This is a genomic window from Mesorhizobium sp. (assembly GCF_017306585.1).
Classification (GTDB): Bacteria; Pseudomonadota; Alphaproteobacteria; order Rhizobiales; family Rhizobiaceae; genus Mesorhizobium.
The window spans coordinates 1-20,270 of sequence record NZ_JAFKIC010000229.1 but is presented as its reverse complement, the minus strand read 5'-3'; the positions used below and the strand labels follow the sequence as shown (position 1 = coordinate 20,270).

Annotated in this window: 17 protein-coding genes and 3 pseudogenes; 3 read left to right on the top strand and 17 right to left on the bottom strand. The window is 59.1% G+C overall.

Annotated features, from left to right (window positions below):
• From J0I79_RS28035 to J0I79_RS28025, 3 genes and pseudogenes are all read left to right on the top strand, one after another.
• Positions 1-129 (top strand): transposase domain-containing protein (locus J0I79_RS28035; RefSeq protein WP_292867003.1); only part of this gene is annotated, 129 nt, incomplete at its 5' end.
• A gap of 69 nt (positions 130-198) precedes the next feature.
• A complete protein-coding gene (locus J0I79_RS28030; protein ID WP_292866999.1) occupies positions 199-489 on the top strand; it encodes a hypothetical protein in 291 nt (96 codons plus the stop codon).
• Positions 489-836, top strand: a pseudogene (locus tag J0I79_RS28025) (nicotinate-nucleotide diphosphorylase (carboxylating)); the annotation flags it as partial. The gene J0I79_RS28030 and the pseudogene J0I79_RS28025, both read left to right, overlap by 1 nt.
• A 104-nt stretch (positions 837-940) precedes the next feature.
• Here J0I79_RS28025 and J0I79_RS28020 read toward each other — a convergent pair.
• The 17 genes and pseudogenes from J0I79_RS28020 to J0I79_RS27940 all read right to left on the bottom strand — a co-directional run.
• Positions 941-1,021 (bottom strand): annotated as a pseudogene (locus J0I79_RS28020) (LysR family transcriptional regulator); the annotation flags it as partial.
• A gap of 35 nt (positions 1,022-1,056) precedes the next feature.
• Positions 1,057-2,559, bottom strand: coding sequence for a protein adenylyltransferase SelO (locus tag J0I79_RS28015; RefSeq protein WP_292867001.1), 1,503 nt, complete (start codon positions 2,557-2,559; stop codon positions 1,057-1,059).
• A gap of 30 nt (positions 2,560-2,589) precedes the next feature.
• Complete coding sequence (gene acs / locus J0I79_RS28010; protein WP_292866997.1) at positions 2,590-4,548, bottom strand: acetate--CoA ligase; 1,959 nt, start codon at positions 4,546-4,548, stop codon at positions 2,590-2,592.
• A gap of 45 nt (positions 4,549-4,593) precedes the next feature.
• Entirely contained in the window at positions 4,594-6,633 is a 2,040-nt protein-coding gene (locus J0I79_RS28005) for a VWA domain-containing protein (RefSeq protein ID WP_292866995.1), read from the bottom strand.
• A 212-nt stretch (positions 6,634-6,845) separates the two neighbouring features.
• Positions 6,846-7,688 carry a CbbQ/NirQ/NorQ/GpvN family protein gene (locus tag J0I79_RS28000; protein ID WP_292866993.1) on the bottom strand — a complete coding sequence of 281 codons (843 nt, stop codon included), beginning with the start codon at positions 7,686-7,688 and terminating at the stop codon, positions 6,846-6,848.
• Positions 7,689-7,777: 89 nt separating this feature from the next.
• Positions 7,778-8,815, bottom strand: a complete 1,038-nt coding sequence (locus J0I79_RS27995) for an aliphatic amidase (RefSeq protein WP_292866992.1) — start codon at positions 8,813-8,815, stop codon at positions 7,778-7,780.
• Between the two features lie 35 nt (positions 8,816-8,850).
• Positions 8,851-9,081, bottom strand: coding sequence for a hypothetical protein (locus tag J0I79_RS27990; RefSeq protein ID WP_292866990.1), 231 nt, complete (start codon positions 9,079-9,081; stop codon positions 8,851-8,853).
• Positions 9,082-9,105: 24 nt separating this feature from the next.
• Positions 9,106-9,252, bottom strand: a pseudogene (locus tag J0I79_RS27985) (hypothetical protein); the annotation flags it as partial.
• 273 nt (positions 9,253-9,525) lie between these two features.
• Positions 9,526-10,083, bottom strand: coding sequence for an ANTAR domain-containing protein (locus J0I79_RS27980; protein WP_292866988.1), 558 nt, complete (start codon positions 10,081-10,083; stop codon positions 9,526-9,528).
• A 146-nt stretch (positions 10,084-10,229) separates the two neighbouring features.
• Entirely contained in the window at positions 10,230-11,396 is a 1,167-nt protein-coding gene (locus tag J0I79_RS27975) for a transporter substrate-binding domain-containing protein (protein ID WP_292866986.1), read from the bottom strand.
• A gap of 474 nt (positions 11,397-11,870) precedes the next feature.
• Entirely contained in the window at positions 11,871-13,223 is a 1,353-nt protein-coding gene (locus J0I79_RS27970) for a tubulin-like doman-containing protein (protein WP_292866984.1), read from the bottom strand.
• 48 nt (positions 13,224-13,271) lie between these two features.
• Positions 13,272-15,233 (bottom strand): nitric oxide reductase activation protein NorD, encoded by a 1,962-nt coding sequence (locus J0I79_RS27965; RefSeq protein ID WP_292866982.1) that lies wholly within the window; start codon positions 15,231-15,233, stop codon positions 13,272-13,274.
• Positions 15,234-15,277: 44 nt separating this feature from the next.
• Positions 15,278-16,093, bottom strand: coding sequence for a CbbQ/NirQ/NorQ/GpvN family protein (locus J0I79_RS27960; RefSeq protein WP_292866980.1), 816 nt, complete (start codon positions 16,091-16,093; stop codon positions 15,278-15,280).
• Between the two features lie 91 nt (positions 16,094-16,184).
• Positions 16,185-17,879, bottom strand: coding sequence for a tubulin-like doman-containing protein (locus J0I79_RS27955; protein ID WP_292866978.1), 1,695 nt, complete (start codon positions 17,877-17,879; stop codon positions 16,185-16,187).
• A 115-nt stretch (positions 17,880-17,994) separates the two neighbouring features.
• A complete protein-coding gene (locus J0I79_RS27950) occupies positions 17,995-18,321 on the bottom strand; it encodes a hypothetical protein (RefSeq protein ID WP_292866976.1) in 327 nt (108 codons plus the stop codon).
• An 11-nt stretch (positions 18,322-18,332) separates the two neighbouring features.
• A complete protein-coding gene (locus J0I79_RS27945) occupies positions 18,333-19,856 on the bottom strand; it encodes a tubulin-like doman-containing protein (protein WP_292866974.1) in 1,524 nt (507 codons plus the stop codon).
• A gap of 270 nt (positions 19,857-20,126) precedes the next feature.
• On the bottom strand, positions 20,127-20,270 hold a 144-nt coding region (locus J0I79_RS27940), incomplete at its 5' end, for a CbtB-domain containing protein (protein WP_292855326.1).

Genomic DNA, 20,270 nt, shown 5'->3' with positions numbered 1-20,270 from the left:
CTCAACGACGTCAATCCCGTTGCCTACCTCGCAGAAACCCTCGACGCCATCATCAACGGCCATCCGCAGAGCCAGATCGAGGAACTCATGCCCTGGCGATTCCGGAAAACGTCAAGCCCAAATCCGTAGGCGATCGGCGAGGCGCTTACTTTCGACTAGCAGGACGAGGACGCAGCGGGAGTGCTCGGTGACGCGTGTATGTCCTATCTGTACTCATTTTCGCCGTTTCCACGACGCCTCCCAAATGCGCCTTTTCTTGATGAAGGATTGAATCCAGACTCTTCGAACGCTCGGACAGATCCCGCCGCCGTTGGGCTCATGATCACCATTGCCGCCCTTCAGCAGCGCCACGAAAGCCGTGGCGCTCACTTCTGGACCGACTTTCCCTATCAGGCGACCATCGCCCGCCGTTCCGAAATCACGCTCGACGCAGCCATCGTCGCCGTGTGGGAACTTGCATCCTCTCCCGCGCTGGAAGGCGTCATCTGATGAACCTGTCTCCGCTTCCCACAATCGTGATCGAACCTCTGGTCCGGGCAGCTCTGCTCGAAGATCTCGGCAGGGCCGGCGATCTGACCCCCGATGCCATCGTGCCGAAGGACCGTGAGGCCACAACGGTGCTTTTAGCGCGCCAGGCCGGAACCGTCGCAGGGCTCGACCTCGCGATGCTCGCCTTCAAGTTGATCGACCAGAATGTCGAGGTGATGGTGGAGCGAGCGGACGGCAGCGACGTTTCGCAAGGAGGGACCATCGCATCAGTGCGTGGTCCGGCCCGGGCCATCCTCACGGCGGAACGGACGGCGCTCAATTTTCTCTGCCATCTGAGCGGCATGGCTATCACCCGCTTCGTTTTATGGTGCCGGCGTGATGGCCACGTTCGAGCGCGGCACCGGTTCAATGTTCATCGCCGGTGCCACTGAAGTTTCAGAAGCCAAGAACCGCGCGCGACCTGTTGGCTCACGACCGTCTTGGTGACGCCCAGCCGCTCCGCCGCGTGCGTGAACGAGCCACGACCAACCACGTAGCACGTGAGCGATGGCGCACGCCCGCCCCAAGCTAGGTTCCGCAGAAAGTCTTCACGACGCGCTCCTCGTCGCGCGGCGGTTGGGCATATTCCTCGCGGCCAAACTGCTCTTCGTACGGCTTGCCAGTGACCTCGAGGAGCGTCTCGAACGGGCCGAAATTCGAATGGTCGACAGCCGCGCGGATCGCAGCCTCGACCAGATGATTTCTCGGGATAAACCTCGGGTTCGCCGCCAGCATGAACCCGCGCCGCGCCACCGGGTCGTTCGGCTCGCGGGCCGGCCGTTCCCGCCAGCGCGCCGCCCAGTCGTCGAAACCGGCAGGCTCGGCAAACAGCGAACGCGTACCGGCTGGTGCCTCTATCTCGTCGGCCAAGCCGCGGAAGGTCAGCGTAAAATCCGTGCGGTTCTTCTCCATCAGGCCGAACAAGTCGGCAAGCAGCGCAATGTCGTCCTCCTCACTGGTCGCTAGCCCGATCTTGCGTCTTAGACCAGCGTAATAAACCGGTTCGTATCCAAACTGGAAGCCGGAGAGCGCGTGATACGCCAACTTTGTGGCCTCGTCCCGGTCGCCATGCAGCAGTGGCAACAGGGCCTCAGCGAATCGCGTCAGGTTCCAGACGGCGATGCCCGCTTGGTTGGCGTAAGCGTAACGGCCATGTTGGTCAATCGAGCTGAATACCGCCCCCGGATGATATTCATCCATGAAGGCGCACGGACCATAGTCAATAGTTTCGCCCGAAATGCTCGTGTTGTCGGTATTCATCACGCCGTGTACAAAGCCGATCAGCATCCAGCGAGCGATGAGTGCCGCCTGCCGCGAGATCACCGCTTCAAGCAGGGCAAGATAAGGTCGATCGCGGCAGGCTACCAGCGGATAATGACGCAGGATGGCGTGGTCGGCCAGAACCTTGAGCCCCTCCAGGTCACCTCGCGCCGTGAAATACTGAAATGTGCCGATTCGGATATGGCTCGCCGCAACGCGCGCCAGCACCGCCCCAGGTAACAGCACCTCGCGGCGAACCGGCTCGCCGGTCGTTACGGCCGCCAGCGCCCGGGTCGTCGGTACGCCAAGTGCCGCCATCGCCTCGCTGACGATGTATTCTCGTAGCACTGGCCCGAGCGCGGCACGGCCATCCGCATTGCGTGAAAACCGCGTCGGCCCCGATCCCTTAAGATAGATGTCACGTCGCTGGCCTTTGATGTCAATCACTTCGCCGACAAGCAGCGCGCGACCGTCGCCAAGCTCCGGCACAAAACGGCCGAACTGATGGCCAGCATAGGCGAGGGCGATAGGGTCGGCGGTCTCTGGAAAGCGGTTGCCGGACAACATCGCGACGCCGTCGTCGCTCGCCAGAAAGGTAGGATCGATGCCGAGCTCTTTGGCAAGCTCGGCATTGACCCTGATGAGCCTCGGCGAGGACACCGGAGTCGACTGTGTTCGCTCGAAGAATCGTTGCGGCAACGTCGCGTAACTATTCTCGAAGCGCGGCACACTTGGTCCAGACGTCTCGTGAATGTTCAAAATCATGCTCATGGCCATGCGCTTGCTTTCGAAGAAGACATCCTACGTCTTCTTCTTGTTCTGCCGGTTGGCGATCAGGTCATCGACCACGGCCGGATCGGCCAGCGTCGAAGTATCGCCGAGCGCGGAAAAATCGTCCTCGGCGATCTTGCGCAGGATGCGGCGCATGATCTTGCCGGAGCGCGTTTTCGGCAGGCCGGGCGCGAACTGGATCTTGTCGGGCGTGGCGATGGCGCCGATCTCCTTGCGGACATGGGCGATGAGCTCCCTACGCAGTTCCTCGGTCGGCTCCTCTCCCTTCATCAAGGTGACGTAGCTGTAGATGCCCTGGCCCTTGATGTCATGGGGATAGCCGACGACGGCGGCCTCCGAAACCTTATCATGGCTGACCAGTGCGGATTCGACTTCCGCCGTGCCCATGCGATGGCCGGAAACGTTGATGACGTCGTCAACGCGGCCGGTGATCCAGTAATAGCCGTCGGCATCGCGGCGGCAGCCGTCGCCGGTGAAATACTTGCCCTTGTAGGTGGAGAAATAGGTCTGGATGAAGCGCTCGTGGTCGCCATAGACGGTTCGCATCTGGCCAGGCCAGGAATCGGTGATGCACAGATTGCCGTCGGCCGCCCCCTCCAGCACGTTGCCCTCGCCGTCGACCAGCTGCGGCTGGACGCCGAAGAAGGGCCGCGTCGCCGAGCCTGCCTTGAGGTCGGTCGCACCCGGCAGCGGCGTGATCAGGATGCCGCCGGTCTCGGTCTGCCACCAGGTGTCGACGATCGGCACTTTGCCGTTGCCGACGACGTTGAAATACCACTCCCAGGCTTCCGGATTGATCGGCTCGCCGACCGAACCCAGCACGCGCAACGACTTGCGCGAGGTCTTGGTGACATGGCTGTCGCCTGCGCCCATCAGCGCGCGCAACGCCGTCGGCGCGGTGTAGAAGATGTTGACCTTGTGCTTGTCGATGACTTCCCAGAAGCGGGCCTGCGACGGATAGTTCGGCACGCCTTCGAACATCAGCGTGGTGGCGCCGTTGGCGAGCGGACCGTAGACGATGTAGCTGTGGCCGGTGACCCAGCCGACATCGGCGGTGCACCAGTAGATGTCGCCGTCATGGTAGTCGAAGACATACTGGTGCGTCATCGACGCGTAGACGAGGTAGCCGGCTGTGGTGTGCAGCACGCCCTTCGGCTTGCCGGTCGAACCGGAGGTGTAAAGGATGAACAGCGGGTCTTCCGCCTTCATCTTCTCCGGCTTGCACTCCGCCTTCACCGTCGCGACCTCGTCGTGGTACCAGACGTCGCGCCCTGGTGCCCAGCCGACCTTGCCGCCGGTGCGGCGCACGACCAGGACGTTCTTCACCATGACGAAGTTCTTCGCGGCGATGTCGATCGCCTTGTCGGTGTTCTCCTTCAGCGGAATGGCCTTGCCGCCGCGCAAGCCTTCATCGGCGGTGATGACGAAGGTCGATTCGCAGTCGACGATGCGGCCGGCCAATGCGTCCGGCGAAAAGCCGCCGAAGACGATCGAATGGATGGCGCCGATACGCGTGCAGGCGAGCATCGCATAGGCGGCTTCCGGGATCATCGGCATGTAGATGGTGACGCGGTCGCCCTTCTTGACGCCGTGCTTCTTCATCACATTGGCGAGCCGGCACACATGCTCGTAAAGCTCGTTGTAGGTGATCTTCTTGTCGTCGTAGGGGTTGTCGCCTTCCCAGATGATGGCGGTCTGGTTGCCGCGCTTCTTCAGGTGACGGTCGATGCAATTGTAGGAGACGTTGGTCTCGCCGTCCTCGAACCATTTGATCGAGACCTTGCCGTCGAACGAGGTGTTCTTGACCTTGCTGAACGGCTTGAACCAGTCGATGCGCTTGCCGTGCTTGCCCCAGAACTTGTCCGGATTTTTCACGCTGTCGGCATACCATTTCAGGTAAGTGTCGTTGTCGATCAGCGCGTTCTTCTTCCACGCCGGCTGGACGCGATGGACATGAACTTCGGACAATATTTCCTCCTACTCGTATCGCAAAACGATCAAGATCTGTGATGGCTAGTGACCGAGCAAGAGATAAAGCTTCGGCAAAAGATCGGTCAGCCGCTCGACAGTTGCGATTGTGAGGGCGTTCTTTTGGCCGAAGATGCGGCCGAGATAGGAATCGGCGTTTGAATCAAGGCCGACGCAGAACGTGTCGATGCCGAGCCTGCTCAAGCTCTGCACTGCCTTGCGCGCATCCTCGACCAGATAGCGGCGATCCTCGACGTCTATGTCCGACGGCTCGCCATCGGTAACAACCAGAAGCAAACGGCGATAACTGCGCTGACCGGCAAGGTCAACACCTGCATGGCGAATGGCCGCGCCGAGGCGGGTCGAGAAGTTACTTTGCAGGCCGGCCAGGCGCGCTTCCGCCACGCTGTCATAGGGCTGACCGAAATCCTTGATACGCGTATAGCGCACATCTTCGCGGCGATCCGAACAGAAGGCGGCCAGCGCAAACGGGTCGCTGAGGCCAGACATGGCCTGCGACAGGAGAGTTGCCGCCTGCCGTTCGACGTCAAGCACTGTCTGGCCAGTGTCTCGAACCCGATCGCTCGTCGATTGCGAGGCGTCGAGCAGCAGCAGCACTGACAGGTCGCGGCCTCGCCGCTCGTAGCGACCGTGGATGCGCGGACTGGGCGTCTCGCCGAGGCGTCGGGCGATGGTTGCATCGATGCAGGCGTCGATGTCGAGAAACTCGCCTTCCGGCTGTCGCCGAAGACGCTCGGCCCGACTGACGCGCGCTGCGCGAATGAGCGCCGTCATCCTGCTCGCGAGGTCTGCGCGCTGTTCACGCAGGCGGGTAATCCTGTCGGCGGTGCCTAGTATGGCTTCGTATTCCTTGACTGAGGCCCAGCCAGGCTGTTCTCGGCCCGTGACGTAGTCGAACTCCGGGTAGCGCGCCACCATGATACCGTCAGATGACTGTTCGCTGACGTGCACCTTGCCGGCATCACCATCAGGCTTGTTATCGGGCTCGATCCGGTCGAGTTGCTCTTGGTTCTCCTCCTGTCGGATGCGGGCCGCGGAAAGAACCTGCTCGGCATCCTCAGTCTGTAGATCGTCGTCGCCAAAATCCCATAGACCGAGATTGTCGTCGCGGTAGGGCGGCTGCACAACATAGTTCTTGGCATCGAACTGAACCCGCATCTGGCCGAGATCGTTGCCGAGGAGATTCCCTATCCGGCGGCTGAGTTGCTGATCGTGCCAATCGTCTCTGGAAGCGAAAAAAGCGTCACGGCCTTTGGCGACCCAGGAGTCGGAGTCTTCGAAGGCGGGATCGGCAAGCGCGCGGGCAAGCCGCGCGAACAGCGCCGGGGCGGTGGCGGCCGTGGTCACGGTGTGAAACGGCAGGAACAACCGCGCCAGTCCAGGCAATTCTTGCAAGGCCAACTGCTCGACGCGAGCATCCTCGATCAGTGAGACCAGCGCGATCTGCGCCGGCTTGAGACCGCCGACAGGAAAGCGCTCTCGCGTGAAGCGCAGATGCGCGGCCAGATGGGCGACCGCCGCACGGTAGAGGCGTTCGCTGTCAGCGGGCTGGAAGCCGGGGAAGGATGAGGGCAAGCGCACCACATTGCCATCGAAGCCGGCCCGGCGTCGCGCCTGCTCGGGGGCGTTGGCCGGCGTCTCGCGCAGCGGCGGCGTGTCGCCCCACAGCGCGGTGAGGAATGGCTTCAGGCGTGGCTCCATGTCGGCAAAGCCGATCTGCCCGCTGGTCCGTTGCAGCCATCGAAGTGCTGCGGCATCTTCCAGCCTGAAGAAGCGCAGCCGCCTCTGCGGATCGCCTTCGGCTGTCCTGATGCCGATGCGCACCCATGATTCCAGTCCGTCGAGGCCGGCCTGACCCAAAAGCCACGGCATCTGGCCAAGCAGCAGCGGCACCGATTCCGCTGCACTCGTGCTGATATATTCGATGAGGCGCAGCCAGCGGGGGAACTGGTCTTTTCCCACACTCCGTATGACAGCGATTGCCTGCTCGGGCAGCAGGCAAGCCGCAGTCCGTCCGGATCGAATGGTGAGCCTCGAGACAAGGTCGGCCAGGTCTATCGCCACTGGCGGCGAGACAAGCCTCGATATCTCGGGCGAGTAACGCATGTAAGCGCCGGAAACCGCCTCGCCATAGCCGGCGCCAGACAGACGGCGGCATGCGCGAATCCATGCCGGATGGAAATCGCCGGGAAAGGCGTCGCGCACTTGCAGGTTCAACGCCTCCTCATGGGTCGCGTTACGCCTGGCCGGCGGCGGTGCTCGCTCCGTCATGGTCTTCAGATGCAAGCCGCGATGGCGGACTTCAGCGCATCACGCATGTCGGGGTCGTCGGTGAGCGGCAACACCAGGGCGACCTCGCAAGCCTGTTCGACGGAGATGCCATGACGGACGAGCAAGCCGGCATTGATCAGCATGCGGGTGGAAGCGCCCTCCTCCAGTCCATGCCCCTTCAGGTTGCGCGCGCGATGCGCAATGCGCACCAACGTCGTGGCCAACTGGCGGTCGACCCCCGACTCGGTCGCGACAATCTCGGTCTCGACCGCTTCGTCCGGATAGGTGAAGGCGATGGCCGCAAAACGCTGCTTGGTCGATTCCTTCAGGTCCTTGAGCACGCTCTGGTAGCCGGGATTGTAGGAGATGACGAGCTGGAAGTCGGGATGCGCCTTCAGCACCTCGTTTTTCTTTTCCAGCGACAGGATGCGGCGATCGTCGGTCAGCGAATGGATGACGACCGTGGTGTCCTGGCGTGCCTCGACGATCTCATCGAGATAGCAGATGGCGCCTGCCCGCACGGCCAGAGTCAGCGGCCCGTCGTGCCAGACCGTGCCGTCCGCGTCGAGAAGATAACGCCCCACGAGATCGGACGCGGTCATGTCCTCATGGCATGAAACGGTGATGAGCGGCCGCCCGAGCCGCCACGCCATATGCTCGACGAAACGTGTTTTGCCGCAACCTGTCGGGCCCTTCAGCATCACAGGCATGCGGGAGGCAAAGGCCGCTTCGAACAGCGCAACTTCATTGCCCACAGGTCGGAAATAAGGCTCGGCGGCGATGCGAAAGTCGTTCAGTGCATCGTCCTTGGCCTCACGCACCGCCGCAGGGCCAGTCCCATGGTCCATTTCAATCTCCAGATGCGACATCATACGGCTTCAAAAAATGGCGCGCCGCAGCCCCTCGCAGGCCGCGGCGCTTGGGAGGAGCCATCGCTCTAGCGATGGGCTGCCACCTTGTTGGGAATGCCCTCGATCGGGCTTTCGGGCGTGCCGACAGTCTGTCGGGTTATCGCCTCTACCTTCTCGCGCGTGCCTTCCGGATCGGTGATCCACTGCCTGTAGAAATTGAACGGGCAAACGGCATGTCCGCGCGTGTCGTCGCCGGAATTTATCAGGCCGGTATAGCCACGATGCAGCAGCTTGAAGATGTGGTTCTGCGACTGCATGTTCTTGCGCGCATCGCGCAGCAGCGAGGTCGACAGCTGCGCATACTGGATGCCCATCTCCTCGGTGCCGCATTCGCCCAGCGTGCGCCCGTCGAAACCGATGATCGCCGAGTGGCCGAAATAGGAATAGACGCCGTCGAAGCCGGCCGCATTGGCGACGGCGACATAGACGTTGTTGGCCCAGGCCATCGACTTCGAAATCTGGATCTGCTGTTCCTTGGCGGGATACATGTAGCCCTGGCAGCGAACGATCAGCTCCGCCCCGCGCATGGCGCAGTCGCGCCATATCTCGGGATAGTTGCCATCGTCGCAAATGATCAGGCTGATCTTCATGCCCTTGGGGCCGTCTGAGACATAGGTGCAGTCGCCGGGATACCAGCCCTCGATCGGCACCCAGGGCATGATCTTGCGGTATTTCTGCACGATCTCGCCTTTGTCGTTCATCAGGATCAGCGTGTTGTAGGGCGCCTTGTTGGGATGCTCTTCATGACGCTCGCCGGTGATCGAGAAGACGCCCCAGACGCGGGCTTTCTTGCAGGCCTCGGCGAATATCCGGGTCTCTTCACCGGGGATGGACGAGGCTGTCTCGTACATCTCCTTCTGGTCGTACATGATGCCGTGGGTGGAGTATTCAGGGAAGATGACAAGATCCATGCCAGGCAGGCCAGTCTTCATGCCTTCGACCATCTTGGCGATGTTGCGGGCGTTGGCGAGCACTTCCTCGCGCGAATGCAGACGTGGCATCTTGTAATTGACGACAGCCACTCCAACGGTGTCGTTACTGCTCGAAATATCGCCGTGATACATTTCATAGTCCTTCCCTGGGTTTTTCCGGTGTCCGTCTAGACAACCGGATGTTGGTGGATCGTCTCGTCGCTGAACCGGCCTATCGGGGCGCTGACAGCAACACTGAGGATGGCGAAGTGTCGCGAGGCGCGGCGCGCGAAGGCAATGTTCGTCTCGACCAACTCAGTCATCAGTCTGCGATTGTGAGTGAGGTCGATCAGCACGTCCGCGATCTGCTCCACGACATTGGGTTGGATGGCCCCGGGGGGCTCGTCGAGCAGCATCATTTTTGGCTCGGATCGCGCTGCGCGGGCGATGGCGAGTTGTTGCTGCTGGCCGCCGGACGAGTTGTCATCGCGTCGACGAGCGACATTATACCGAGGGCGGCTGTAGGGTCTTTGTTCACCTTTTTCTTCCCTTGAAACGAAAAAGCCTCGAAAGCGAGCTGCGCGAAGCAGATCGTTTTCGAGGCTTTGATGCCTTTGATGTACGCGATTACCAGCCGCCTGCGAACACCATCGTTCGCAACAAAAAACCCCACGCTCCGCTTGCGCGAATGACGTGAGGTTCCATTACCTATATTTCGACTGCGGCACCGTTGCCGCCGAATTTAAAAAAAGCTAGCTGAGAAGATCGTCGGAGTCAACAACGGCGTTAGCGACTTCGTCGATCGAGATGCGCCATTGCATCGCGTCAAGGGCGAGGCGGACGAACGGTTCGAACCAGATCCGTCAGCTAAGAAGGTCGTATGAATCGATCACCGTTGCGGCTACAGCGCCGATTGTCACGCGCTTCTCCATCGCCTGCCTGCGCAGAAAGCTGTACGCCTCTTCCTCGCTGATATTCTTCAGTCTTACCAAAAGTGCTTTCGCACGTTCGACTAGACGCATCGTGCGAAGGCTTTCGTCCAGTTTTTCAATGCGACCTCGGAGGCGCCGCTCGTACTGAAATCCTTCGCGCGCAAGCATGAGCACGGATTGCACCATTCGGGAGGTCGCGGGATAATGCAGCATGCCATGACCAGCGCAATTGTGGATCAAATCCAAATTGAGCGGGCCTTTGCCATCGTCTACGAGAACCAGGGCAGAGGACGGCTCGCCGGGCACCCACGGTATACGTTGAGGCAAGTCACTGGAAAGCACGCAGAAAATGGCATCATATTGAAGCGGTAGTTGTGCCGGTAAGGGCCATATATGCCGCACGCCGGCCCTCTGTCGCTGAAGTTCTCGGATCAGGCTTTCGCCATTTTCATCGCGCTCGACTATGACGGCAATGTTGAGATCAGTCATGGGGCTGACATGACCCTTATGTTCCCCCATGCCAGCACTGTGCCCCGCTCGGTGCCCTTCCGTTCCGCGATTATCCATGATCTATTCTCGACATTTGATGAAACTGCTCCTATCGCTCAACACGAAAGTGGGTTCACGGCAGGCGTTTAAAAATTCTCCATGCATCGACCATAGCCGACAAGATACGGGTCAGCCTTCACGGCTGCAGGTGACTGGAACACAATATCAAACTGACCTTGTCGATTTGCCTTTCCTATGCGAGTCCACACATCGGCGTGACCCCACAACGGGTTGATCGAGACGCAGCCTTGAGGAGCGTCAAATTCGGCACCCATGACTGAATTGCGAAGTAGCTTCGTCTCAAGTGAGTTGGTTTCCTCCAGCGTTCGGGCGAAAAGCTTGACTTGAAAATAGGACGCTTCAAGGCACATGTTTGTAGGCTCGTCGTCTCCGTATCGTTGATGGTAGCGGTCAACGAAATTGCCGTTCTTCTCGGTCTCCACGTTCTGAAAGTAAGAAGCGGCCGTGTAGTGTCCCTCCCCGACATCAAAGCCCATGGCTCGGATCTCTGCTTCAGTCGTCGTGAGACTGGCGATCGGAACAGATTTCGGATTGAGGCCAAGATCGTGATAGGCTTGATAGAGGAACGTGGTCGATTCCCCAACGACTGTTGAGAAGATCACGTCAGGCTGAACTCTTTTAATGTCGCGTATAATCGGCGTGAATTCGCTGCGATCCGCTTCCAATCTCAGATAGCGCTCGCCTACGACGGTCCCGCCGCTGCTACGCACCAGTTCGCGCATCACCCGGTTGGATTCCCGCGGATAGATGTATTCGGATCCCACAAAATAGAAACGGCTACCGAAGCGCTCCATGAGCATCTTGCAGAGCTGGACCGAATTCTGGTTCGGAGTGGCGCCGCTATAGATGACATTCGGTGAGAACTCGAACCCCTCATAGAGCGTCGGGTACCACAGCAGACCGTCCAGCCGTTCGACCACGGGCAGCACTGCCTTTCGGCTAGATGACGTATAACAGCCGAAGATCGTGCTGACCCCATCCTCGACCATGAGCCTTTTTGCGTATTGCCCATAAGAGCGTACGTCAGAGCCAGGGTCGTATATAACAGTCTCGACCGGCCGCCCGTTGATACCGCCGTCGTCGTTGATCTCATCGATCGCGATCAGGGTTCCGCGCAGTTGCGTCTCTTCGATGACCGACATGAAGCCGGTCCGTGAAAAGAGTATTCCGACGCGCCAGGGTTCGGAGGTCTGCCGGTCGTTGACTGGAATTCTCGCCGCGTTTCCTTGCATGGCAAATCCTTGCAACCGGGATGAAGTCTTGGTTTTCCAAAAGTCCGAAAAAGCTTCCTGCCTTGCCACAGTGGAAACGGACGCAGCAGAGCCCGCGGCCGATGTTTTGCCGCCCTCGCGATTTCGCCGTCATCATATGCTAATGGCGGTTAAAATGCTACTCAAAGAGAGATGCCTTCTGAGCCGGACAACTCTCGATCGTCGCTCAGATCAGGCGTTGCGCGGTTCCCAATTCCACACTCGCTACCAAGAATTCGGACCATGCTGTCCTCCTGGTCGCACGTACTTTTCAGAGCCATGCTTACGACAAGATCTGGCTCCGGCGTACCCGACGGCTTAACCAGGGTAGTGGGCCAAACCTTGGCCCACTACCAATTCGCACCAATTTCATTTCCATACCACCGCCTGGAGCCGGGGGCTATCACCTTTCCGATAGCCCCCGCCCTGCCCATCGCGAGGCCGCAATCACGGCATTCAAACCCTCTCGAGTGTCGTTGCCTCGGCGCCCGCCCTGCCCGACTTTGCTTTATCTTTCTGGTATCCGGTTAAATCGTCCTTTCCCACACCAGGAACGATGATGTTGGCATAGGCCGTGAGTTCGTCGAAAAACTCCCCGCTGTACTCGTGGTAGTTTTCCCCTTTTTTCTTCATGTATTTTGAGACCAGCAGCTTCTTTAGTTCATTGGCCATCATATCGCCGCGCATATCGCGAGCAGCAAAGATATGAGCCTCAATGTAGTCCGCTTTGAAATCGTCACGCAGACCGGAGTAGTTTGGAACGAAGCTGATCCACTGCTGCAGCACAGCGTCCCAAGTCGAACGAGGTTGGCCTGGAAGGACCTGGACGCCAGGGTGACTGAATTTGGCCACGTTGAACATTATGCACTTGCCACCAAACTCATTGAGTAGCCGTGCCAGGTGTGCCGAACCATCCGACATCGCCCAGCGCATGAAGGAATCGCCGACAAATCGATTTGTCACCAACTGTTTGAAGTGTTGGCGGACTGCCTTGATACCGGTTGAAGTGTATGCGGTAAGGCGCTGCCAACTGTGCTCGGCGGATACGATGAAGCAGCCCCCGGGGAAGGGATTTTTGCCTTTGGCACCATGGATTGCCCGGTCAATTTCATCGATCGTCATTGTCTGCGCGACGCTGTTTTCGTACTCACCGTCACCGCTGTGGCTCAACTGCCCAACGCCTACAATCTGGACGGTGTTGCCGAGACCCAATTTTCCCAACTCGCGGGCAATTTCGAATGCTATCCCGCTGCCGGTGCCGCCCGCCAGGCTGAAGGCCACAAAAATCGTGGACTTGTGGCTCGCTCGCTTAACCTGATCGGCAAAACGCTGCAATGCGCTGGAAAGCGGTTTGTCGTCTAGGTAGCAACCGAACGCCGCCACAGCCCTGGCGATGGCGCGAGGCGTGTGCTGGCCTTGTTTGGGCATCTGGGTGGTTTTCGCCTGCTTGGACAGCAGCTCGTCTCCACCGGCCGCCTTGCATATCGGACGAACCGTCTCCAGCTGTTCGGAGAACGATGCAGCATCCGGCACCGAGAGAACAACGGATTCGTGATGGTATTTGTCTGCGGAAACCTGGCGGGATGCGAGGCGTGATTTGAACGATCGTGCGTAGTCGTTAGCGATCTGGATGTCATCGGCGCCGATGTCGACGAGAAGCGACGCGAAGGTTGTTTCGTCACGAGTGAGGTTGTCCTCGATCTCCCCCGTTCTAAGAAGTGCTTCCACATATACGGCGCCGGTGCGACCGACGCCAATTACGTGAACACAGTGGGGTCTGCTCTTGGATGCATCTTCCATCTTGGTCATTGTCTTTCTCCTCCTAGATTGTAGTTAGTAAACATCCTCGTCGATCAGTCACGGCGCCAGCAACCTGACCAAGGTCTTGCTGGTATTGTTGGCGAAAGTTGAAGCCTGTTCGGTGATCAGATAGTTTCGTGCCCCGAAAATACGGCGGACATAGTGGTCAGCGCGCCGGTCGAGCGTCAGGCAAAAGGTGCGCACATGCTGCGCTGCTGCGCTGACCACGGCCTCCCTCGCGTCCTCGACGAGGTAGTCGTCCTCTATGACGTCGACGTCCGACGGTTCACCATCGGTGAGAACCAGGATCACCTTGTGATCGGCTACCTGGTCGGCCAGCGAGGCGGTGGCGTGACGCAGCGCAGCCCCCATGCGTGTGGACAGTCGGCTGGTCAGACCCGAAAGTCGAGCCCGCTGGGGGGCGTCAAACGGTTCATCGAAATCCTTGACCCGCTGGTAATTCACCTCGTGTCTACCGTTTGAGGCAAATCCGTGCACTGCGATCCTGTCTCGTTCCGGATCCAGCGCTTCTGCGACAACCGTCGCAGCCTGCTTTTCCAACTCGATGACTTTTGTGAAGCTGCCCGGCACAAACCGGTCAGTGGACATAGACAGGTCCATTAGAAGGATAATAGCGGTCGATCGCCGCCGCCGCCCATGACGTAAGAAAATCCGGCCATCAGGCGCGATGCGGGCGCGATGCTGCACAGTGTTGTCGATGAGTGAATTGAGGTCGAGTTCATCGCCCTCCGACAATCTTGTCAGGCGAATGGATCGATCGGGCGTGCGTTCCATGCCGAGAACGGGAACCTGTCCCGAACGCATCGCTCGCTTCAATTTTCCTTTTCTGCCTGGTTCCCTGATGCCCTCGAGTACGGTTGCCCAGCCTTCCCGCACAGCCTCGAGCTTGTAATCCCATTCAGGGTAATTGAAGCGCCGGCGTATATCGATATCTGTGAGGTCGATTGGTTGCTGCTTGTCATCGCGAGGCCCGAATTCGAACGTGACTTCGGCCTGGACGCTTTCGTCCTCTGGCAAGGTCGCATTCTCGTTCCAAAGGATGGCATTGTCGTCCCGATAGATTGGACGGGGCCGATAGTGGCGCGGCAATGGAAAACGCATCTTGCCCATGTCGATGGACAGTTGACGAGCCACTCTATCGAACGCCGCCACGTCGCCGAGATCGCGGGCAGCAACCTCCTCAAAAAGGTCTCTGCCCTTGCGCACCCAACTGTTGGGGTCAGAGTATGTCGGATCATGGAGCGCGCGAGCTAGTCGCGCTGTGAGGCCCGCCAGGTCGAAGCCTGACACCTGTTGCGAGGCGGTGTGAAAACGCCCCCACAGAGCGTGGAGACCGGGGTGTTCCTTCACCATGAGACGCTCGACGCGAGCATCCTCTATGAGGGCAGTTATCGCTAGCAGCGTCGGCCGGCGATTGCCGGCGTCCCGTTTCAGCGGCGAGTGCCTCAGATGCGCCGCGGCATGGGCGATCATGGCCCGGAACAGGAGCTCACGGGTTCTCGGTTCGATGCCGTCAACGCGACGGGGAAGGCGGATCAGCGCCTCTGCAACCGTCGGCGCGGGATCGGGCACATGGGCGGCCGACGGTTCGTGAAGATCGATTGTAAAATCGTCGAAACCATATCCTGCCAAATAATGCAGCAGAGAGCTGCGTTGATCCAACAGGTGTTCCGTATCGCTTATTGTCTGCTCATCCGAGAAAACGACCGGATCTCCCCACTCAAAATGATGAATTCTACGTTTCGCATCGTTTCTGTGCCTTTGCAGACCGTGCAGCGCCCACCTGCGTAACCCGACGGCATCGGCAGCTAACCCTGGCTGGGCACCAAGACGATTGGCAAACACGCGCGCCGCCTCTGGAGTCTCGGTCGCGACTTGAGCGACCAGATCCGCCAAAGCAACGAATTCAGGCTCCTCTTTCAGATGATCGCACAGCCACGGCAATGCTTCGACGAGTGCATCATGAGCGGCGACATCTATCTCGCGCAGCGCTGCCATTCGCCGTAGCGAGGTGGGACCTTGAAGGATTTGGGCTCTCGGGTTCATGAGCGCGGTCCGAATTGCGCCTCCACGAATCCGGCCAAAGCGGCTTGAAGGTCGCCGTCATCGGTCAGTGGGGCAGTCATTGCGAGCGCACAGGCGTCGTGCGGTGAGATGCCTTCGTTTATCAGGGCGCCTGCATGCACCAGCATGCGTGTGCTTATGCCTTCGTCGAGACCTCTGCCGCGCAGTGCGCGCGATTGGATAGCTACTGCCACCAGCCGCTGGGCAAGGTCGTTCTCGATCCTGCTCTCGTGGGCGACAACCTCGCTCTCGACCGCAGGCGGCGGGAAGTCGAAGTCGATCGCGCCGAAACGTTGACGCGTTGAGGGTTTCATGTCTTTGGCGATGCTCTGGTAGCCGGGGTTGTATGACACCACGAGCCTAAAATTCGGATGCGCTTTGACGACCTCGCCACGCTTATCAAGGGGAAGGATTCGCCGCTCATCTGTCAGGGGATGAATGACGACTGTCGTATCCTGCCTTGCCTCAACGACCTCGTCGAGATAGCACATTGCCCCGTAGCGCACTGCTGTCGTCAGCGGGCCGTCATGCCAGACCGTTCCCTGCGCATCAAGGAGCCAGCGACCAACCAGGTCAGATGCCGTCATATCCTCGTTGCACGCCATCGTTATTAGGGGAAGCTTGAGACGCCAAGCCATGTGCTCGACGAACCGAGTCTTGCCGCAGCCTGTTGGACCCTTTAGGATCATCGGCAATCCGCGCGCCATGGCGGCGCTGAACAGTGCGACCTCCTTGCCCACGCTTCGGTAGTACGGCTCCTGCTCAATGAGCAAGGGGCTGATGAAATCATCCATGAGGTCACTATTCTCCGTCTTCGGCCGGAGCTGCCATCAAGCAGCTCCGGCCTTTTCTCTCACAAGTTATAGATTACGCGTGCTTTCTAGCTTACGCGTGCTCTTTGACTTGCTGCTTCTTGGGCTGGCCACCAGGGGTGTGCACCAGCGTCTTGGTCATGGCCGCTATTCCATCTTCAAGAATGACCTTGCGGTTTGGCGGAGGCAGCTTGTCGCCCCGAACCTGATCGTAGGGCACCACGATCCAGCAGGCACAACCCCAGATGCACTCTCCGGCCATGCCTTCGAAACGGATAGCCGGTTCCGACAGCATTGGACCGATATCGACCAGCCACGAATGCTCGTGCAGCTTGCTCTCCCAATCCAGCTTGTCGTAGTTCTTCTGGCTTTCCCAGAACGCGTGCAGATCTGTCTTGGCGACGCCAGGCAGAATGATGTTCGCGTACGACGTCAGCGCGTCAAAGAACTCATGGCTGTACGATTGATAGGTCGAGTCGCCTTCGAGCAGGTAATCCTTTGAAACCAGCTCCTTGACTGCCTTCTGGATATTGTCGAAGCCCATGTCTCGCGACGCATGGACATGCACTTCCGCGTAGTCGGTCTTGAAGCCATCCCTCAGGCCGCTGTACTTCGGGATGAAGTCGATCCATTGAGCGATCACCGACTGCCAGCGCGATCCCGACTCGCCCGGAAGTACCTGCACGCCAGGGTGTGTGAGCTTGGCGACATCAAACAGAGTCCAGTTGCGCGACTTGGACGACAAGGTCTCGTGCGGAGCGCCGGTGAAGCCAGCCGGGCGGAGCGCGCGGAACAGCACGCGTCCGTAGTCCAAAACCGCGAAACGCATGAAGGAGTCAGCGACAAACCGGTTCGTCACCATCTGTTTGAAGCCTTGGCGCACTTCCTTCTCACCCGTTGTCGTATATGCGGTGAGGCGATGCCAGCTATGCTCCGGGTTTACAACGAAGAAGCCGCCAGTGAAGGGACTGCGATAGAGCTCGCCCCAAACGGCTGTCACCCCGTTGTTCTTGTCATCATCGAGCATGCAGTCCAACTCATTCAGCGCTGTGTACTGGCCAGCGTTGTTGTGGACTTCGTCCCCGTCGCCGACGTGCGAGAGCTGTCCGACACCGATGACAGGAATCCGGCGACCGAACTTCAAGTTCGAGAGATGCCTTGCCAAATCCACGACCATACCGCTGCCGGTACCGCCGGCGATGCTGAAGGCGACCAGCACCATTGAAGGCAATGTCGCCTCTTCCACGGTGTTCACAAAGCTGCGCAGCGCGACGTCCATTGGCCTGTCGCCTGCGTAGTAGGCGTTTGCGTAGATGCCCTTCGCCACGAGGCGCGGGAAGTGGCTGCCCGCCTCCGGCAATTTGTACTTGTGCGAGACGTAGGACTCGAAATTCGGATTCCAGTAGTAGCGCGGATATTCGAGCTTGAGGAACTCACGTGTTCTGTTGAGACCTTCGAAGAACTCCTCCTTGTCCGGCACTGGCAGCGCGACTGCCTGGAAGTTGAACCGATCCGGCGAAACACCGCGCTGCTGAAGACGCTGCTTGAAAGAATTGGCGTAGTCGATTGCCACTGCCATGTCCTGGTCGCCGATGTCGACGACCATCACAGCGCACGTCGCGCGGGGATCCTCCGCCAACAGGTCTTCGATCTCGCCGGTGCGCAGGAAGGCCTCGATATAGGCGGCTCCGGTGCGACCAATTCCGATCGCATGAATGCAATGCGGCGATTGCGTCCCCGTTGCGCTATTGTATATGGATGATGCCATTGAAGTCGCTCCTCTGGTTGGTCTGCAAAAACCGATCGTGTTTTGGCGCGGCTTGGGAAGCCGGGTGGCGTCGACTGCCCCGGGCCGCAAGTTTTCGACATACTCAGTGCCACCGTTAACAACGGATGTTGAAAGTCTCCGTTTGATCCAGAATGCCGAGGTCGCGGAAAATGTGCGCGACTGAACTTGCACGTTCGTGTGCAACGTAAAGAATGTAATCTTCTACGAAGAGCCCCGGATCTGTCGAGATCACTCCCGTCTCAATCAAATCGACCGCAGCTTCAAGGTTCTTGCGGTGTAGTCGCGCACTCCAAATGGGACTCTCTATGTAGATCGCTTCCTCGTCGACACGGACAACATTTACGAATTTCCCGCCTCGGATGGTGGGCACCTGATATCCTTCACCGTACTTTGCTACGACCGCGTTCCAGTCTAGTGGCATTTGACCTGTCCTCACGTATCTTCGGCGCGAAGTTGGTGTAGGGGGACCGCAATCCACTGGTTGCCCCCGCCAAGACTCGCGCCAGCCATCCCTTCGATCAGGGTGGAGGGCTCACACAGAAGCAGGCCCTGCTCGAGAAGCAGCGCGTGAAGAGTGTGGCGCCGTGCTGCCGATTGCGCGTCATATGCGGCCTGCGCGCCGTGGAAGGCTGACAAATCTCTCAGCGCAATTCGCGGCAGCAGATACTGCACTACTCCTGTAGGCCCGCCGGTGACGCGATGTGTTGGCACCTCTGGCGAGAATGCGGAATTCAGTGCATTCGCCCATGCCTCCGCCGAAGCATCGTCGATCGTGTCTGACGTTCTAAGCTCCAGGAACTCGGGCTGGTAATCTGCCGAAAGACCCAGCTCTGCTCGCAAGTCGTGATTGAGAACGCCTGCGTTGTCAGCTCCGAATCCGAACACATGCACCCAACGAGAACCCCATGGTGTCCGCGCTGCCGAATGCTGGGTGTTCGGTGCGGCCACCCAATTCAACAGTCGCAGCGCCTCCCACAGGTTCGCGCCACGGCGCTCCAGGAAGAGCGACGCCAACCTTTGGTCGATGATCTGGCTGGCCTGACCGGCCTCAAGGCCAATAGGTTGGGGCACTACAATGAAACCCGCCGTGAACGGGTTCTTGAAAAGGTCTCCGCAAGACTGCGTAACACCCTTGTTCTTCGTCTCATCGCACAGCACATCCAGCTCGGAGAACACCGTATGGAGACGCGCGCTACTGTCGACAGGAATATCTTTCTCATGCGGTGCAATTCCCACGCCCGTGACGAGGACGCGTCGCCCAAAGAGTCCGGACGAGAGATGGCGCGCGAGATCCATGGCAATGCCACTGCCGGTCCCGCATCCTAGTCCAAAGACTATGCATACGATCGAATCTCCGCCCGTCGCCTCGACGCTCGCAGCAAAGCGTTTAAGCGCCTTGAGCATGGGTCTGTTACCGTCGTAATAGGCGCGGCCATAGATTGCCTTCGCTACCGCACGGGTCACAGATCCGTCAGAATCGCGCATAGGCGTTTCAGGTGGCAGCCAAGCGATCGAATCCGGATTGGGGTGGTACAGCGGGTACTCGAGCTTCAAGAAATCGATATATTGCGTGATAGACGCTTGAATTTCGTCCATCGTCGGCATATCCAGCGACAACGTTTCTATATGTGATTTGTCGATCGGAAATTGTGCAGAATTGGAACGCACGCCTTCCAAATCCTGGTCGCCTATATCAACGGCTAATGCCGTAAGACGAGAACCTGGCGGATCAAGCAAGTCGGATGGCGCAGCGCGCAAGAAAGATTCAATCACGCTTGCTCCGACCTTTCCCACTCCGATCAGATGAACCCCAAACGGATGCTCGGAGCCGACAGGGATACGATGTATTCCCCGTTTCAACGCATCGAGCTTTCTCTGCTGTAACTTAGCTTCGGTGGTTCCGATTGCCGGAAGGGGGCGCCCACGAAGTAAATCCAGCCCTGCATTTGTTGACATTTCTTGCTGCCTTAAATCACGCCTAGAAAATGAGCAACAACCATTGCAGCCCAAGTGCTATAGTGAGAAATTTCCATCGGATGAGGGGCCCTTAACGACGTCACGTCAGTGGGGACATCGCTCTGCCCTTTGGCGCAGGATCTTGAATATAAGAGGCCCAATTTAATGCCGGAGAACAGATTTTGGGCGGGGAGCGAGACGGATTCTTTACCGCGGATCTGCCGCGGAGTCTCATCCATCTCGCAATCCCATTCCGATGACCGCGCCTCCTCAGTGGCAAGGGAAACCAAGCATGTGTCTGCCGTCATGCACGAATTCGTGCACGTAGTTGCTGGAAATAAGGGATGTCGCACCCTCTTCAGCGCCTACGAAATAGATCGACATCAGCATGAGCAGCCCGCCGAAGATTGCCCA

Excerpts from the sequence above, each read along its gene's own strand:
- J0I79_RS27975 (WP_292866986.1), bottom strand. The coding sequence starts at position 11,396 with ATGCAAGGAAACGCGGCGAGAATTCCAGTCAACGACCGGCAGACCTCC.
- J0I79_RS28030 (WP_292866999.1), top strand. The coding sequence starts at position 199 with ATGTCCTATCTGTACTCATTTTCGCCGTTTCCACGACGCCTCCCAAAT.
- J0I79_RS27955 (WP_292866978.1), bottom strand. The coding sequence starts at position 17,879 with ATGGCATCATCCATATACAATAGCGCAACGGGGACGCAATCGCCGCAT.
- J0I79_RS27950 (WP_292866976.1), bottom strand. The coding sequence starts at position 18,321 with ATGCCACTAGACTGGAACGCGGTCGTAGCAAAGTACGGTGAAGGATAT.
- J0I79_RS27970 (WP_292866984.1), bottom strand. The coding sequence starts at position 13,223 with ATGACCAAGATGGAAGATGCATCCAAGAGCAGACCCCACTGTGTTCAC.
- J0I79_RS27990 (WP_292866990.1), bottom strand. The coding sequence starts at position 9,081 with ATGATGCTGCTCGACGAGCCCCCCGGGGCCATCCAACCCAATGTCGTG.
- J0I79_RS27995 (WP_292866992.1), bottom strand. The coding sequence starts at position 8,815 with ATGTATCACGGCGATATTTCGAGCAGTAACGACACCGTTGGAGTGGCT.
- J0I79_RS28000 (WP_292866993.1), bottom strand. The coding sequence starts at position 7,688 with ATGGACCATGGGACTGGCCCTGCGGCGGTGCGTGAGGCCAAGGACGAT.
- J0I79_RS28015 (WP_292867001.1), bottom strand. The coding sequence starts at position 2,559 with ATGAGCATGATTTTGAACATTCACGAGACGTCTGGACCAAGTGTGCCG.
- J0I79_RS27945 (WP_292866974.1), bottom strand. The coding sequence starts at position 19,856 with ATGTCAACAAATGCAGGGCTGGATTTACTTCGTGGGCGCCCCCTTCCG.
- J0I79_RS27960 (WP_292866980.1), bottom strand. The coding sequence starts at position 16,093 with ATGGATGATTTCATCAGCCCCTTGCTCATTGAGCAGGAGCCGTACTAC.
- J0I79_RS27980 (WP_292866988.1), bottom strand. The coding sequence starts at position 10,083 with ATGACTGATCTCAACATTGCCGTCATAGTCGAGCGCGATGAAAATGGC.
- J0I79_RS27965 (WP_292866982.1), bottom strand. The coding sequence starts at position 15,233 with ATGGCAGCGCTGCGCGAGATAGATGTCGCCGCTCATGATGCACTCGTC.